The organism is Streptomyces chlorus (assembly GCF_042655885.1).
Lineage (GTDB): Bacteria > Actinomycetota > Actinomycetes > Streptomycetales > Streptomycetaceae > Streptomyces > Streptomyces chlorus.
Window position 1 is genome coordinate 44,320 of the sequence record NZ_JBHSOA010000075.1, and the last position, 15,395, is coordinate 59,714.

Here is a 15,395-nt window from a genome sequence, read left to right on the forward strand (position 1 = left end):
CTGGAGAAGATCCATGCCGGAGACCACCCCCAAGGGCCTGACCGGGCTCGCCTTCGGTGGGGACTACAACCCCGAGCAGTGGCCGGAAAGCGTCTGGACCGAGGACGTCCGGCTGATGCGTGAGGCCGGCGTCACCATGGTGAGCGTCGGCATCTTCTCCTGGGCCCTGCTGGAGCCCGGGCCCGGCGTCCACGACTTCGGCTGGCTCGACCGGGTCCTGGACCTGCTGCACGAGAACGGCATCCGCGTCGACCTCGGCACGCCCACCGTGGTGCCGCCCGTCTGGTTCTACCGCGCCCACCCGGACGCGCTGCCGGTGACCGCGGAGGGGATGCGCTACGAGTTCGGCTCCCGCGGCGCCATCTGCCACAGCAATCCCGACTACCGCGCCGCCGCCGCGGACATCACCACCAGGCTCGCCGAGCGCTACGGCGACCACCCCGCGCTCGCGATGTGGCACGTCCACAACGAGTACGGCGTCCCCGTCTCCGCCTGCTACTGCGACGGGTGCGCCGCCCACTTCCGCCGCTGGCTCGCCCGCACCTACGGCACCGTCGACGCCGTCAACGAGGCCTGGGGCACCGCCTTCTGGGGCCAGCGCTACGCGGACTTCGAGCAGATCAACCCGCCGCGGGCCACCCCGACGGTCGGCAACCCCGCCCAGGCGCTGGACTACCGGCGGTTCGCCGACGCGACCGTGCGGGAGAACTTCGTCGCCGAGCGGGACATCCTGCACCGCCTCTCACCCGGCATCCCGGTCACCACCAACTTCATGACGGCCCTCAGCCAGTGCGACTCCATGGACTACTGGGCCTGGGGCCGCGAGGTCGACTTCGTCACCAACGACCACTACCTGATCACCGACGGCCGCCGCACCCACGTGAACCTGGCGATGTCCGCCGACCTCACCCGCTCCGTCGCCGGCGGCGCCCCCTGGCTGCTGCTCGAGCACTCCACCTCGGGCGTCAACTGGCAGCCCCGCAACCCCGCCAAGGCGCCCGGACAGATGGCACGCAACTCCCTCGCCCATGTGGCCCGCGGCTCCGAGGGCGCCCTGTTCTTCCAGTGGCGCCAGTCCAGGCGGGGCGCCGAGAAGTTCCACTCGGCGATGCTCCCGCACGGCGGCACGGACACCCGCGTCTGGCGCGAGGTCGTCGAACTCGGCGCGGACATCGATGCGTTGACGCCTCTGCGTGGCACCCGCACCGAGGCTGACGTCGCCGTGCTGTGGGACTGGCACTCCTGGTGGGCGCAGAACCTCGACTGGCGCCCCACCGAGGACCACGACGCCCGCGAACGCGCCGACGCCTTCTACGAGGCGCTCTACGACCGCCACCTCACCGTCGACTTCGCCCACCCGGAAGCCGACCTGTCGCGCTACCCCCTGGTCGTCGTCCCCGCCCTGTACCTGATGACCGAGGCGGCGGGGAGCAACCTCAAGGAGTACGTCGAGAACGGCGGCACTCTGGTCGTCTCGTACTTCTCCGGCATCGTCGACGAACACGACGCCGTGTACGACGGCGCCCACCCGGGGGCCCTGCGGGACGTCCTCGGCCTGACCGTCGAGGAGTTCTCACCGCTCGATGCCGGCGCCCAGGTGCGCCTGACCGGCCCCGACGGCTCCGAACTCGGCGCCGACGTATGGTCCGAGTTCGTGGTGCCGCGCGGCGCCGAGACCGTATGGACCTACGCCGACGGCCTCACCGCCGGCCACCCCGCCGTCACCCGCCACCGCTTCGGTGAGGGCAGCGCCTGGTACGTCTCCACCCGCCTGGGCGCCGAAGGCCTGGACACGCTGCTCGGCTGGGCCGTCGAGGACACCGGGATCACTCCGCGCGCCGACCTGCCCCGCGACGTCGAAGTGGTGCGCCGCACCGGGGAGTCCGGCACCTTCCTGTTCGTGATCAACCACACCGCCGGCGACACCAAGGTGCCGCTGGACACCCCCGGCACCGAGCTGCTGACGGGTGAACGCGCCATGGGCCGCTTGGCGGTCCCGGCCGGAGCCGTCCGGGTCGTCCGATTCGACGGCTGAGCCACGACTCCCCTCCGCCCGCGTGAGCAGCGCACGCCGCGGGCGGAGGGAGGCCCCCGCCCCGCCGCGGGCGGGGGCGCTCCTCTTCCTCCACGTCGAAGGGACGACGAACACCGATGTTCCATCCCAGACACACACGCACACGCTTACGGGTACTCCGGGCCCTGCTGCTGCCGTTCGCCGCAGGGCTGGCCCTCACCGCACTGCCCGCCCAGACCGCGACGGCGGCGAGCACCCTCACCAACGGCGGCTTCGAAGCCGATGGTTCGGGGGCCGCAACCCCGGGCGGCTGGTCGGAGTACGGCGCCACCGGCGCCTCGTACGCCGAGTCCGGTGGCCGCAGCGGAAGTTACCGCCTGTCCCACTGGTCGTCCTCGGCCTACCGGGTGGAGACGTACCAGTACCTGTCCGGTCTGACCAACGGCGACTACAAGCTGGCCGCCTGGGTCCGCTCCGGCGGTGGCCAGAACGCCGCATACCTCGCCCTCAAGAACTGCGGCGGCACCGAACAGCGCACCGACCTGCCGGTGTCCGCCGGCGACTGGATACGGATCGTCGTGCCCGTCAGGGTGACGAACAACCAGTGCACGATCAGCGTCCACAGCGACGCCAACGCGGGCAACTGGCTCAACGTCGACGACCTGACCTTCGCGCCGGGCACCTCCGGCCTGGCGGTCAAGGGCGCCGACATCTCGTCCCTGCCCAAGAGCGAGGCCAAGGGCGGTGTCTACCGGACCGCCTCCGGCAGCGCCGGCGACGGCGTCGCCGTCCTGCGGTCCGCCGGCATGAACTACGCCCGCCTGAAGGTCTGGGTGAACCCGGCCGACGGCTACAACAACAAGGCACGCGTCCTCGCCATGGCCCAGCGCGTCAAGGCCCAGGGGATGAAGCTGCTGGTCGACTTCCACTACTCGGACACCTGGGCCGACCCCGGCAAGCAGCACAAGCCCGCCGCCTGGGCAGGTCACTCCTACAGCCAGTTGAAGACGGACGTGTACCAGCACACGTACGACGTCCTGGGTGCCCTCAAGGCGCAGGGCACCACTGCGGACATGGTCCAGGTCGGCAACGAGATCAACGGCGGCATGCTCTGGAACGAGGGGTCCACCAGCAACTGGACGCAACTCGCCGGACTGCTCAACTCCGGCTACGACGCAGTCAAGGCGGTCGCCCCGTCCACGACCGTCGCGCTGCACCTCGCCGAGGGAGGTGACCTCGACGGCACCCGCTGGTGGTTCGACAACGCGGTGTCCCGGGGCGTGAGGTTCGACGCCATCGGCCTGTCGTACTACGGCTACTGGCACGGTACGCTCCACGACTTCCAGACCACCCTGGACGACGCCGCCGCCCGCTACGGCAAGCCGGTCTTCCTCGCCGAGACGGCCTACCCGTTCCGCCTCGACAGTGAGGACGGGCTCGAGAACATCATCGACCTCACCGGGGAACTGGTCCCCGGCTACCCGGCGACCACGGCGGGCCAGACCCGGTGGATGAACGACGTGGCGAGCATCGTGGAGGCCGTCCCGAACGGGCGGGGCCTCGGCGTCTTCTACTGGGAGGCGACCTGGACCGCCCGCACCGGCAACGGCTGGGACCCGGCCGACCCGGCCTCCGGCAACGGCTGGGAGAACCAGGCGCTGTTCGGCTACGACGACCGGGCGCTGCCCGCGATGTCATGGTTCAGCCACCGGTGAGCGTGTGAGTTCCTGACGTACGTACGCCGGGGCCCGGCCGCACGCACGACGGTACGGGTGCGGCCGGGCCGCCCGCCGTTGTGCCGTGAAGCGGTTGTGCCGTCGAGTCGCTGCATCGTTCAACTGCCCTGCGGCCGAGGCGGGTTGGCTGTCCCGGCAAGGGTGCCGGAGCGCCTGACACAGGGGCGCCGGCTGCGGGACAGTGGAAGAACCCGGAGAGGACGCCGGGGCGGAGGTGGACGACATGAGCGGGACTCCCGACGGCGGGACACGGCTGCAGATCCTCGCCTGGCTGAGGGAACCCGGCCGCGCCGAACACGGCGCCACCGCGGAGGCCGTCGCCGGCCGGTTCGGCATGGCCCACCCGGTCGCCCTCACCCACCTCCGGCTGCTCACGGCCGTCGGCCTGCTGCGCACCGGCGGTGCCGCCGGGCGCCCGTACTACCGGCGCGACGAGGTGCGGATCGCCGAGGTCGCGCGGATGTTCGCGAAGGGCTGGTAGCGCATACGGTCGAGGGACTTCCCGCCCGCGGGCGTTAAGCTGGCCCTCGGCCGCGAACACGTCTCGCGGCGCGGCGGTGGGGCCCGCCGTATCCGAACCGCGGCACCGCCGCCAACGGTCCCTACTTGTGAAGACGCGCGCCCGCACGTCCTGGGCCGTTCGACGAGTAGGAGACGTACGCCCGTGACACCCCCGCCCACCGAGGCCCTCCGCGCACGCCCCTCCTTGCGCGCGCACGCTCCCGTCGTCGCCGTGGTGGCGCTCGGCGGGGGAGCGGGCGCCGCCGCCCGCCACGCGGCCGCGCTGCGGTGGCCGACACCGGCGGACGGCTTCCCCTGGACGACCCTGGGGGTCAACATCACCGGCTGCGCCATCATCGGCGTGTTCATGGTGATCATCACCGAAGCCCGTGCCGCCCACCCCCTCGTCCGCCCGTTCTTCGGCACCGGAGTCCTCGGCGGTTTCACCACCTTCTCGGCCTACGCCGTCGACGGCCACCACCTGTTCGCCGACGGCAGCAGGGGCCTCGCGCTCGTCCATCTCGTCCTCACCCCGCTCGCGGCGCTCACCACCGTATGGCTGGCCGCGTCCGCGACCCGCCGCGTGCTGGGAAGGAGAGCCGCGGCCACCACGGAGCCGACGGGCAGTGCCCTGCGAGGAGGTACGCCGTGACCTGGCTGCTGGTCGTACTGGGTGCCATGGTCGGCGCGCCCCTGCGCCATCTCACCGACCGCGCGGTGCGGGCCCGGCACGACGCGGTCTTCCCCTGGGGGACCTTCACGGTGAACGTCGCCGGCTGCCTGATGCTCGGCCTGCTCACCGGCGCGGTGGCCGCGGGCGCCGCGGGCCCCCGGCTCCAGCTGCTGCTCGGCACCGGCCTGTGCGGCGCCCTGACCACGTACTCCACCTTTTCCTACGAGACCCTCCGCCTCGCCGAGACGGGGGCCGTCCGCCATGCCGCCGTGAATGTCGTGGCGAGCGTCACGGCCGGCCTGGGCGCGGCCTTCGCCGGCGCGGCCCTGGCCGACGCGCTGTGGTCGTAAGGGCCGCCCGTCCTCCCGCCGGAGGGTGTGCCGCCGTCCGTCAGCGGGCCTCGCGCAGCGGTTCCCCCACGCTCCTGAGGTGGCGCAGCGCCGTGGCGTACGAGGCGAACAGACCCGTCCGGCAGTACGGGATGCCCAGTTCGGCGAAGTCGCTCCCCTTTTCCCGTGTACGTGCGGCGGGGGTTTCCGTGAACATCGTCGGATTGAGCACCGTTGGATTGGCCATGTACGTGAGTATGTGAACGGACGCCTCGCCGCAGAATGATGTTGGCCCCCGGAACGAGAGTGTGGGTAGCCCCAGCGCGGGCGCGGTCCGTCCGGCTTGACACCCCTCGCGTCCGCCCCGCACCATCACTCCCGTGAACCTGTCGGACAGCCAGACAGGTGGGGTCGGGGCGCGGCGCGTCAGCGCGATGGAAGCGGTCCTCTCCCACCTGCGCGACGCCATCGAGCGCGGCGAGTACGCCATCGGCGACAAGCTTCCCTCGGAGGCGGAGCTGTGCCGCACCCTCGAGGTCTCCCGGCCCGTACTGCGCGAGGCGCTGCGGGCGCTGCAGACCATGGGCCTGACCGCGTCCAGGACCGGCAAGGGCACCTTCGTCGTCGCCGACGCCGTCGGGGACCCCACCTTCGGCGACTACGCGGCCGGCGACCTGCTGGAGGTGCGCCGCCACGTCGAGATCCCGGTCGCCCGGTACGCGGCCCGGCGGCGTACCCCCGAGCACCTCGAGCTCCTGCAGCATCTGCTGGACCGGATGGACCGGGAGACCGACACCACCGCCTGGGCCGCCATGGACACCCACTTCCACCTCGCAGTGGCCGAGGCCACCCAGAACCCCGTGTTCCGCAGGGTCATCGAGGAGATCCGGGACGCGCTGGCGCGTCAGTCCGCCTTCCTCAACCAGCTCGGGGACCGGCGCGAGCGGTCCAACCGCGAGCACCGGGCGATCGTCGAGGCGCTGGCCGACGGCTCGGAGGACGACGCCGCCGAGGCGATGTCGCACCATCTCGAGCGGGTCGGGACGACCCTCACGTCCCTCGTGCGCCCGGCGCGCGCCGCCCCCCGGACGGCCACCCGCGCGGTCCCGCACACGCCTGCCCCCCTGGCCCCCCACGGGCCCGCCCCCACGGAAGACCGATCCCGATGAACAGCACGTTCCCCGTGGCCGCGCCCCCGGTCCGCGAACCCCTCCACGCCCCTGTCGCCCACCTCGTCCGCGGCGGGGTCGTGGAAGGTGTCCACTACGGTTCCGTCGTCGTCCTCGGCGCCGACGGCGAGGTCCGGCTCGGGCTCGGTGACATCGAGGCCGCCTGCTACCCGCGCTCCGCGCTCAAGCCCGTCCAGGCCGTCGCCATGGTGCGGGCCGGTCTCCCGCTCGGCGGCGAGCTGCTCTCCCTCGCCGCCGCCAGCCACTCCGGCGAGGAACGGCACCTCGCCGGAACCCGGCGCGTCCTCGCGGGCGCCGGACTCACCGAGGACCACCTGCGCAACACCCCGGACCTGCCGTTCGGCCGGGCCGTACGCGAGACCTGGGTGCGCGAGGGCCGCCCGCCCTCCCGGCTCGCCCAGAACTGCTCCGGCAAGCACGCCGCCATGCTCCTCACCGCACGGCTCAACGGCTGGTCCCTCGGCGACTACCTCGACCCCGGCCACCCTCTCCAGCGGGCGATCGCCGAGACCGTCGAGGACCTCACCGGGCAGCGCGTCGCCCGGGTGACCGTCGACGGCTGCGGCGCACCCCTGTTCGCCGTCTCCCTGTACGGCCTCGCCCGCGCCGCCGCCCGGATCACCACCGCCCTGCCCGGCACCCCTGAGGCCCGGGTCGCCGACGCGATGCGCGACCACCCCGGGATGGCATCGGGCTCCGGCCGGGACGTCGCCGCACTGATGGGGGCCGTACCCGGGCTGCTCGCCAAGGACGGATTCGAGGGCGTACAGGTCGCCGCCCTGCCCGACGGCAGCGCCGTCGCCGTGAAGATCTCCGACGGTGCCGACCGGGCACGCGTCCCGGTGACCGCGGCCGCCCTCGCCCACGCCGGGGTCGACCCGGCCGCGCTCACCGCGTTCGCCGGTGAACCGCTGCTCGGCGGCGGCCTGCCGGTCGGCGGCATCCGCCCCGTACACGCGCTGGAACCGCTGCCCGGAACCGCCGTACGACGCTGACGGCCTCTCGGAGCGCTGAGCGGTGGGCGGCGGTGTGCTGCGGCGGCGGGTGACGTTGGTCGCGGCCGTTCAGTCCGGCACCACCGGCCCCCACCTGAGCCGCAGGAACAGGGCCACGCCCATCGCGCCCAGCAGCGCGGCGCCCACGACCGTCCAGGGCACCGGCCGCTCGGGCCCGTGGCCCCGCGCCGCCGGAACCGCGGCGGGGTCCGGGGCGGTCGCGGGCTGCGCCTGGGATCCCGGCAGAGGTTTGACCCGCAGAGCGTCCAGCGACCCCACCGCGTCGACCCGGCCGGACGCGTCGAACCCCCAGTCCAGCAGCGTGCGCGCCTCCTCGTACACAGCGTGCCCGCCGCCCCAGCGGGGGTTCAGCACCGTCACCACGAGGGTGCGTCCGTCCCTGCGGGCGGCAGCCACGAGCGTGTTGCCGGCGCTGCTGGTGTAGCCGTTCTTGATCCCGACGATCCCCGGATACCGCTCCACCCCGTCCGATCCGGTGAGCAGCCGGTTGGTGTTGCGGATTCCGTACGATCCGCCGTCGCGGCCCGGGAACATCGCCTCCTCGCGGGAGCAGTACCGGACGAAGTCGGGGCGGTGCAGCCCGGCCCGGCCGAACACCGCCAGGTCGAACGCCGACGACACCTGGCCCGGGGCGTCGTAGCCGTCGGGGGACTTCACCCGCGTGTCGTGGGCGCCGAGGGCGTGGGCCTTGTCCTGCATCCGCTCGGCGGTGACCTCCCAGCCGCCGTTGAGCGCGGCCAGCACATGCACGGCGTCGTTTCCCGAGCTGAGGAAGACTCCGTTCCACAGGTCGGAGATCCGGTACGTGAGGTCCTCCGCGACCCCGACACGGCTGCTGCCGGGGCCGATACCCGTCAGTTCCTCCTCGCTGACGGTGTGCCGGATACCGGCGGGCAGGACGGGCAGCACGGTGAGCGCGAACAGGGTCTTGAGGGTGCTGGCGGGCGGCAGCCTGCGGTGCGCGTCGTGCGCGGCGAGCACCTCACCGGAGTCGGCGTCGGCCACCAGCCACGACCGGGCGGACGGCTCCGGGACCTCGGGCGCCCCGGCGCGCGGGCGGACCTGGGTGCCCGAGCGGTACAGCAGCGAATCCGGCGCGGCCGCGGCCCGTGGTCCCGCGGCGGCTCGTGCTCCGGAGCCGGGCGCCGGCGCGGGGCCCGCGCGCGTGCCGGCGGTCGCCGCGGCGGGGGAGAGCGCCAGCAGGCTCGCTGTGCAGAGGGCACAACTGGACACGGCAGCCCGCGAAATAAGTCCGATAGTCATACCGCAAACGTAGAAAGGGGACCCCGGGCGGCCGCGGTGACCGGGCCGGAGGCCCTCCGCAAGCACCCGGATGCCGCACGGCGGTACGGCGGCTCTTCGTGGTCGGGGAGGGGTGACTGCCGGGCACCGTCAGCTGCCGGGCAGGGTGGGCCGGACGCGCCGGAGGAAGGTCGCGTTGTCGGGGGCCTCGCGCATCCGCTCCAGCAGCGTCCCCAGGCCGTACTGCCCCTCCCGGGACTGCAGCACTCGCCTCAGACCGCGTGCGGCCGACAACTCCGCGGGGGTGAGCAGCAGTTCCTCACGGCGGGTGCCGGACAGGACGATGTCGACGGCCGGGAACAGCCGGCGGGACGCCGCTTCACGGCTCAGCCGGAGCTCCATGTTGCCGGTGCTCTTGAGCTCCTCGAAGTAGAACTCGTCGGCACGGGAGCCGGTCTCCACCAGGGCCGAGGCGAGAATCGTGAGCGAACCGCCCTCCTCGGCCCTGCGCGCGGCACCGAAGAACCGCTTCGGCCCGATCAGCGCCGCGGTGTCGACCCCGCCGCTCATGGTGCGGCCACCGGAGGCGGCGGCGTTGTTGTACGCCCGGCAGAGCCGGGTCAGCGAGTCGAGCAGGATGACGACGTCCTCGCCCGCCTCGACCAGCCGCTTGGCCCGCTCGATCACCAGCTCGGCCAGGGCGATGTGCTGCTTGGCGGGCCGGTCGAAGGTCGAGGCGTACACCTCGCCGCGCACCGAGCGCCGCATGTCGGTGACCTCCTCGGGACGCTCGTCGAGCAGTACGACCATCAGCCGGCACTCGGGGTGGTTGCCCGCGACGGCCGCCGCGAGCTGCTGGATCAGCACGGTCTTGCCGGTCTTCGGCGGGGCCACGAGCAGGCCTCGCTGCCCCTTGCCGACAGGGGCGAGCAGATCGACGACGCGCCCGGCCAGACCGGACGCGGGGTGCTCCAGGCGCAGTCGCTCCTGCGGGTGAAGCGGCGTCAGATCCCCGAAGTGGGGCCGGCCGCGCAGCGCGTCGGGCGTACGGCCGTTGATCCGGGTGACCTCGGTCAGACCGCTCCGGTCGCCGCGCAGGCCCTCGGCCAGGTCGCCCTTGCGCAGGCCGTACCTGCGGAGCGTGGCGGGGGAGACGGCGAGGTCGGAGGAGGAGGGCAGGCAGGTGCCGGCCCGCAGGTGCCCCTTCCCGGCCGCATCGATGTCGAGGACGCCGCTGACGGGCTGGGGCTGCTGCTGGACAAAGGGGCGGTCGAGTGTGGTGGTGGTCATGGGGCCGGTCCTTTCGTGGACGACTGGGGTGGAAGGAACACACGCGGGGAAGGGGAGAACCGCGCAGGGGACGCGTCCAGCGCCCGGGGCGGTGGGAACAGCACCTCGGCCATGGCGGTGAAGTCCCGCTCACGAGGTGGTGTGGAAAGCCGGACGGCCGGCCCGAAAGAACGGGCGGAACGGCGTGCCGATGAGGATCTGAGGAAGAGCTGGCACCGACGCCCGTATCAGGGCGTTAAACGAGTGCTGCTCGCACTGTATCACGGGGTACGTACGTGCGAGGGCGTGAAGCCGGAAAGGGCCCGCCGGAGGTGACCGGCGGACCCAGGGGCAGGACTGGGGGAGCCGTTCAGGCCGAACGGTCCTGTGCAGCACGTGCGATCTGGTCGAACTTCGCGCCCATGGCCGCCTGGAGCGCCTGAGCGCCCGACAAGGGACGCACCATCACGGTGAGTTGGTCGATGCGGCCGTCTTCGTCGACATGGATGATGTCGCAGCCCTCGACTTCGCGGTCGCCCACGCGAGCGGTGAACACGAGGACATGGTCACGGCCGTTCGCGTCATTGACCTCCCGCACATAGCGGAAGTCCTCGAAGACCTCCGCCACCGCGTGCAGGATCGCCGCGGTGACCGGCCTGCCGGTGTAGGGCTTGAAGACGACCGGACTGGAGAAGACGACATCCTCCGCCAGCAGCGCTTCGGCGGCGTCCATGTCGTGCGCCTCCACAGCCTCACGGAATGCCCGCATCACAGCTCCTCACAGTCAACGGATCGCACAGTGCGCACGAGGTCAGCCCCACGGCCGGCTCCTGGGTCCAGGGCCTGTCCGGCGGATCATGCCGGACAGGCCCTAGGCTGATCAGATGTTCAGCCCCGAAGGCCCCCGCCTGCGCGAACTCGCCGTCCAGGTGCTGTCGTCCGTGGAGCGCGGATACGATCTCCTCGCACCGACATTCGACCACACCCCCTTCCGTACGCCCGACTCGGTGCTCGACGCCACCGCCGTGGCACTGCGGAGGCTGGGGCCGTTCGACTCCGGGCTCGATCTGTGCTGCGGCACCGGGGCGGGTATGGACGTCCTGGCGAGGGTGTGCCGCCGGAGCGTCACCGGCGTCGACTTCAGCGCGGGCATGCTCGGCGTCGCGCGCGAGCGGACCCGGCCCGAGGGGCCGACGGCCGGCTGGGTGCGGGCGGACGCACGGGCGCTGCCGTTCGGGCCGGCCTTCGACCTGGTGGTGAGTTTCGGGGCGTTCGGCCACTTCCTGCCGCGTGAGCTGCCAGGGCTGTTCACCCAGGTCCACCGCGTGCTGCGGCCCGGGGGACGGTTCGCCTTTCCGGTGGTCGCCCCGCCCCGGCCGGGCTCGCTCGCGTACGGGATGCTCCTGGGCTTCGACGTGGTGATGCGGGTGCGCAACGCGCTGTGGCGCCCGCCGTTCGTCATGTACTACCGCGCCCTCCGCTTCGGTGCTCTCCTGCGCGAGCTGGACCGGACCGGATTCCGGGTCGAACTCCACCCGCTGCCCGAGTTCGGGCAGCGGCCGGACGGCAGCCCCCGGGTCCGCCTGGTCGTCGCCGAACGGACAGCGGAGCAGCGGGTCGGCCGCGGGCCGTCCGCCGTGCCGGTCAGACCGCGGCGGGCAGGGTGAACTCGTAGACCAGCGCGTCCTGCTGGGCGTCCACGATCAGCTCGGTGATCTCCAGCGGCCGGGCGTACTGGTCGTGCACCCGGCGGGTGACCCGAACGGACGGCGTGCCCGCGATCCGGGTGATCGTGTCGCGGTGGTGCAGTGTCAGCCCGGCCCTGCGCAGCCAGTCGTAGGCGCGCCGCAGCTCCGCGGCGGTGGTGCCGTCGGCCCGGTCGCGGTAGCGCGCCAACTCCTCGACCTCGGCGAGCGCGATGGTGGAGAACGAGGTCACAGCCGTCCGCAGTTCGCACCCGTCGGCCGACGCGGACCAGTAGCGGTGCACCAGGGTCGGCCGGGAGGGGGACAGGGCCAGCGCCTCGGCGTGCCCGGGTGGTGGAGACTCCCAGGACACGGTGGCCCGTGCCATCGCGCCCCGGCCGGCGTATCGCGCGCCGACCGGGAAGGCGAGCGCTGCGGGCGTCTCCACCGGCGGACCCTTCAGCGTGGCATGGCTGCCCCGCCGGTCGGTGGTGACCAGGCCGTCGCGGCGCAGCACCTCCAGCGCCTGTCGTACGGTCTCCCGGCTCACCCCGAAGTGCTCGGCCAACTGCCGCTCACCCGGGAGCCGTTCGCCGGGCGGAATGGCTCCGTCGCGCAGCTCGCCGAGCAACTCCGTCGCGATCCGCCGGTAGAGCGGCTCGTCTTCGGGGTGCGCAGGGTCGTGCGGTGCGGTGGATGGGGCGGTGTGGGGAGAGGCATGCGGAGGGTCGTGCGGGGTGGTGCGGGCCATGCCGCTCCTCCTGTTGATGACGTTCCGTAGTGGAGTGGGCTCGTTGCGCCACCACATCTACCATTGGTCTAAACCAGCAGGGAAGAGTGGCCCGTGAGTTCGGCCGAAACGGGACCGGGACGATGCCCGCCGCGCGGTGCCGTGCGGGAGGGTGCGTGCGGTGCGGCGGCAGCCTGGTCCCCTTGTCCGGGAGCCGAATGGAATGCGGGAGCCGCCGAAGCCGTCCTGTCCGAAAGTCCGCAGTTCGGTCCCTCAGATGTACGAGCGCATCCAGCGGAGCTGGGCCGCCTCCTGGAAGGGGCCGCCGCCCTCGTGGTCGTTGAAGTCGTACACCTCGATCGACTTGTCGTCGTGCGTCCAGGCGTTGAACGCCGCGAAGACCGTCGAGGGCGGGCAGGTCTGGTCCTCGAGGCCCGTCGAGAACAGCGCGGGTGCCGAGCCGCGGGCGGCGAAGTGCACGCCGTCGAAGTAGGACAGGGTGCGCAGGGCGTCCCCGGTGCGGCCCCGGTGCGTCCTGAGGTAGAGGCCTATCTCCCGGTACGGATGCCGGTCTGTGAGCGTCGCCGCCCGCGGGAAGTCGCACAGGAAGGGCACGTCCGGGGCCACCGCCGCGAGGTCCGGGACCAGGCCGCCCACCGCGAGGGTGATGCCGCCGCCCTGACTCGAGCCGAGTATCGCGGTGCGCGCCGCATCGGTCAGGGGGTGGGAACGGGCGGCCTCCACCGCGCGCACCGCGTCCGTGAACACCCGGCGGTAGTAGTAGTTCTCGGGCGCGTCGATACCGCGCGTCATGAACCCGGGGTACGCGGGCGCGCCGCCCACCGGGTCCGCCGTGCCGCCACCGCCGCCCCAGGCGCTGCCCTGGCCGCGGGTGTCCATCACGAAGTGCGCCCGGCCCGTCGAGGCCCACAGCAGATGCTCGTGGGGCAGCCCGCGGCCACCGCCGTAGCCGATGAACTGCACGACCAGCGGCAGCGGCGCCTCGGTCCCGGCCGGCAGCGTCAGCCAGCCCTTGACCGGATGGCCCCCGAACCCGGCGAACGTCACGTCGAAGACCCGCACCGTGGACAGGCCCGTGTCGACCGGCTCGAAGTGGGCGTCCAGGTCGTGCTCGCGCGCCTTCGCGAGGGTCCCGGTCCAGAACGCGTCGAAGTCCTCCGGTGCCGTGGACGCGCTCCGGTACTCGCGCAGCTCGTCGAGGGGAAGGTCGAACAGGGGCATGAGGAACCGCCTTTGTGCCGGGACAGTACGAAGCGATCACACCGTACGTGGGCTGTCGGAGCGTCCGCCAGACCCTGCGCCGGACTCGATCCATGCATACGCAAGAAAAGAGAGAGGCACAGGTAAAGGGCATGGAAAGCGTTTTCCGCAGCCGGCCCGGAGCGGTAGCCCCGCCGGACCTGGACCTGGACCTGGACCTGGACCTGGACCTGGACCTGGACCCGGAGCGGCCCGGCCCCGGTGCCATCGGGTGACATGGTGGCGGTAGCGCGGACCCGGTGAGCGGCGCGGGTCAGCCGAAGCGCTCGATACGGATGCGGTCCACGGGCTGTCCGGCCGCGACGAGCAGTCCGGAGGCATGCTCGGCAAAGGAGTTGGAACCGCACACATAGGCCTCCCACCCATCTGGAGGGGCTTCGGCCAGGAGCGGCGCCACATGTGCGGCCGCCATACGTCCCACGGCCGTGCCCTCCGGCGCGCTCCGGGTGAACACCCGCAGGGTCTCCGCGCCGAACTCGCCCCCGTAGATCAGCTCCTCGGGACTGCGCGCCGACACCAGCAGCCGCAGGGGCAGCGACAGGCCCCGGGCCCTGTGGTGCCGCACCATCGACATCAGCGGGACGACACCCGAGCCGGCGCCCACCAGCAGCGCGGGCCGGTCGCCCGGCCAGGCGAAGAAGCCGCTCAGCGGGCCGCGCACCTCGACCCGGTCACCGGGCCGGGCCACCGAGTGGAACCAGCCCGACACCTCGCCGCCCGCCACATGGTCCAGGGTCAGCTCGATGTGCCCGGAGTCGTCCGGCGCGGACGCGATCGAGTAGTGGCGCTGGGCCACATAGTCGTCCTCGGCGGTCAGCCGCAGCAGCAGATGCTGGCCGGGCACATGCCCCGGCCAGCCGGGCACGGCGAAACGGAAGGTCGCGGCGCGCGGGGTCTCGCGACGGATGCCGGTCAGTGTCGCCGTCCGCCATACCGAGGTGGTCTGCTCGCTCACCCCGATGCGTCCGGGCACGGCGAACCGTGTCGGAGGAGTGAACGGTGCCGGCGAGGCCTCCGCGCCCCGGCTCCGGGCCTCCCGCGGCTGCGCCGCACGCTCAGCCACTTCAGTCGTCTCAGTCACCGGAGTACCGCTGTTCCTCCCAGGGATTGCCCCGCGCGTGGTAGCCGTTGCCCTCCCAGAACCCCGGCTCGTCATGGTCGAGGAGCCGCAGGCCCGCGATCCACTTGACGCTCTTCCAGAAGTACAGATGGGGCACGATCAACCGGGCCGGGCCGCCGTGCTCGGGCGGGAGCGGCCGGCCGTCGTACTCCCAGGCGATCCAGGCCCGCCCGCCGGTCAGGTCCGCGAGCGGCAGGTTCGCCGTGTAGCCGGTGTGCGAGTAGGCGACGACATGTGTGGCGGACCCATGGGGCCGGGCGACATCCCAGAAGGTGTCCAGGGAGACACCCCCGAACCGCACCCCGAACTTCGACCAGCTCGTCACACAGTGGATCGCACCCTCGTACGCCGAGGCCGGCAGGGCGTGGGCCTGCTCCCAGGTCCAGGTGCGGGGCCTTGCCACCAGCCCGTCGATCCGCAGCGCCCAGTCGGCGGGCGCGAGGTCGGGCGTGACCTCGGCGGAGAGTACGGGCCATTCGTCGCCCGCGTCGTACTGGCCGGGTGGCAGACCGGGGTTGTGCACGCGGGGGCGGCCGGTGAAGCCGCGGGTGATGTTCACGTGATCGGCGATTCCGTTGCGAGTGGTGCTCAGGTGGTTCCGGACTCAAC

The 15,395-nt window shown here is 72.5% G+C and carries 16 protein-coding genes and 1 pseudogene; 9 read left to right on the top strand and 8 right to left on the bottom strand.

What is annotated here, in order from left to right; genetic code table 11:
- The first annotated feature begins 13 nt into the window (after positions 1-13).
- The 5 genes from ACFPZI_RS30045 (at position 14) to crcB (ending at position 5,274) form a co-directional block, all read left to right on the top strand.
- A complete protein-coding gene (locus ACFPZI_RS30045; protein WP_381369610.1) occupies positions 14-2,035 on the top strand; it encodes a beta-galactosidase in 2,022 nt (673 codons plus the stop codon).
- 116 nt (positions 2,036-2,151) lie between these two features.
- Positions 2,152-3,729, top strand: a complete 1,578-nt coding sequence (locus tag ACFPZI_RS30050) for a glycoside hydrolase family 53 protein (protein ID WP_381369613.1) — start codon at positions 2,152-2,154, stop codon at positions 3,727-3,729.
- A gap of 244 nt (positions 3,730-3,973) precedes the next feature.
- Positions 3,974-4,231: an ArsR family transcriptional regulator gene (locus ACFPZI_RS30055; RefSeq protein ID WP_381369616.1), complete on the top strand. Its 258-nt coding sequence runs from the start codon at positions 3,974-3,976 to the stop codon at positions 4,229-4,231.
- A gap of 183 nt (positions 4,232-4,414) precedes the next feature.
- A complete protein-coding gene (locus ACFPZI_RS30060; protein WP_381369619.1) occupies positions 4,415-4,903 on the top strand; it encodes a fluoride efflux transporter FluC in 489 nt (162 codons plus the stop codon).
- Entirely contained in the window at positions 4,900-5,274 is a 375-nt protein-coding gene (crcB, locus tag ACFPZI_RS30065) for a fluoride efflux transporter CrcB (protein ID WP_381369622.1), read from the top strand. The genes ACFPZI_RS30060 and crcB overlap by 4 nt, the downstream gene beginning before the upstream one ends.
- 40 nt (positions 5,275-5,314) lie before the next feature.
- Here the strand turns inward: crcB and ACFPZI_RS30070 are convergent.
- Positions 5,315-5,419, bottom strand: a pseudogene (locus tag ACFPZI_RS30070) (acyl-CoA desaturase); the annotation flags it as partial.
- 214 nt (positions 5,420-5,633) lie between these two features.
- Between ACFPZI_RS30070 and ACFPZI_RS30075 the strand changes: the two are divergent.
- Both ACFPZI_RS30075 and ACFPZI_RS30080 read left to right on the top strand, forming a co-directional pair.
- Complete coding sequence (locus ACFPZI_RS30075; RefSeq protein ID WP_381369625.1) at positions 5,634-6,422, top strand: FadR/GntR family transcriptional regulator; 789 nt, start codon at positions 5,634-5,636, stop codon at positions 6,420-6,422.
- Positions 6,419-7,438, top strand: coding sequence for an asparaginase (locus ACFPZI_RS30080; protein WP_381369628.1), 1,020 nt, complete (start codon positions 6,419-6,421; stop codon positions 7,436-7,438). The genes ACFPZI_RS30075 and ACFPZI_RS30080 overlap by 4 nt, the downstream gene beginning before the upstream one ends.
- A 69-nt stretch (positions 7,439-7,507) precedes the next feature.
- Here ACFPZI_RS30080 and ACFPZI_RS30085 read toward each other — a convergent pair whose 3' ends face one another.
- The 3 genes from ACFPZI_RS30085 to ACFPZI_RS30095 form a co-directional block, all read right to left on the bottom strand.
- Positions 7,508-8,722: a D-alanyl-D-alanine carboxypeptidase family protein gene (locus ACFPZI_RS30085; protein ID WP_381369631.1), complete on the bottom strand. Its 1,215-nt coding sequence runs from the start codon at positions 8,720-8,722 to the stop codon at positions 7,508-7,510.
- A 129-nt stretch (positions 8,723-8,851) separates the two neighbouring features.
- Positions 8,852-9,991, bottom strand: coding sequence for a transcription termination factor Rho (rho, locus tag ACFPZI_RS30090; RefSeq protein ID WP_381369634.1), 1,140 nt, complete (start codon positions 9,989-9,991; stop codon positions 8,852-8,854).
- Positions 9,992-10,340: 349 nt separating this feature from the next.
- Complete coding sequence (locus ACFPZI_RS30095; RefSeq protein WP_381369637.1) at positions 10,341-10,739, bottom strand: nuclear transport factor 2 family protein; 399 nt, start codon at positions 10,737-10,739, stop codon at positions 10,341-10,343.
- Positions 10,740-10,854: 115 nt separating this feature from the next.
- Here ACFPZI_RS30095 and ACFPZI_RS30100 point away from each other — a divergent pair, with 115 nt between their 5' ends.
- Positions 10,855-11,637, top strand: coding sequence for a class I SAM-dependent methyltransferase (locus ACFPZI_RS30100; protein WP_381369640.1), 783 nt, complete (start codon positions 10,855-10,857; stop codon positions 11,635-11,637).
- Here the strand turns inward: ACFPZI_RS30100 and ACFPZI_RS30105 are convergent.
- Together ACFPZI_RS30105 and ACFPZI_RS30110 are read right to left on the bottom strand one after the other, a co-directional pair.
- Positions 11,615-12,406 carry a GntR family transcriptional regulator gene (locus tag ACFPZI_RS30105; RefSeq protein WP_381369643.1) on the bottom strand — a complete coding sequence of 264 codons (792 nt, stop codon included), beginning with the start codon at positions 12,404-12,406 and terminating at the stop codon, positions 11,615-11,617. The two genes, ACFPZI_RS30100 and ACFPZI_RS30105, sit on opposite strands and share 23 nt — an antisense overlap.
- 252 nt (positions 12,407-12,658) lie before the next feature.
- Positions 12,659-13,627, bottom strand: coding sequence for an acetylxylan esterase (locus tag ACFPZI_RS30110; RefSeq protein WP_381369646.1), 969 nt, complete (start codon positions 13,625-13,627; stop codon positions 12,659-12,661).
- A gap of 131 nt (positions 13,628-13,758) precedes the next feature.
- Here ACFPZI_RS30110 and ACFPZI_RS30115 point away from each other — a divergent pair, with 131 nt between their 5' ends.
- Positions 13,759-13,881 carry a hypothetical protein gene (locus tag ACFPZI_RS30115; protein ID WP_381369649.1) on the top strand — a complete coding sequence of 41 codons (123 nt, stop codon included), beginning with the start codon at positions 13,759-13,761 and terminating at the stop codon, positions 13,879-13,881.
- Positions 13,882-13,919: 38 nt separating this feature from the next.
- Here ACFPZI_RS30115 and ACFPZI_RS30120 read toward each other — a convergent pair whose 3' ends face one another.
- Together ACFPZI_RS30120 and ACFPZI_RS30125 are read right to left on the bottom strand one after the other, a co-directional pair.
- Entirely contained in the window at positions 13,920-14,639 is a 720-nt protein-coding gene (locus tag ACFPZI_RS30120; protein WP_381369651.1) for a ferredoxin reductase, read from the bottom strand.
- 100 nt (positions 14,640-14,739) lie between these two features.
- A complete protein-coding gene (locus ACFPZI_RS30125) occupies positions 14,740-15,345 on the bottom strand; it encodes a sulfite oxidase-like oxidoreductase (RefSeq protein ID WP_381369654.1) in 606 nt (201 codons plus the stop codon).
- Positions 15,346-15,395: the final 50 nt, after the last annotated feature.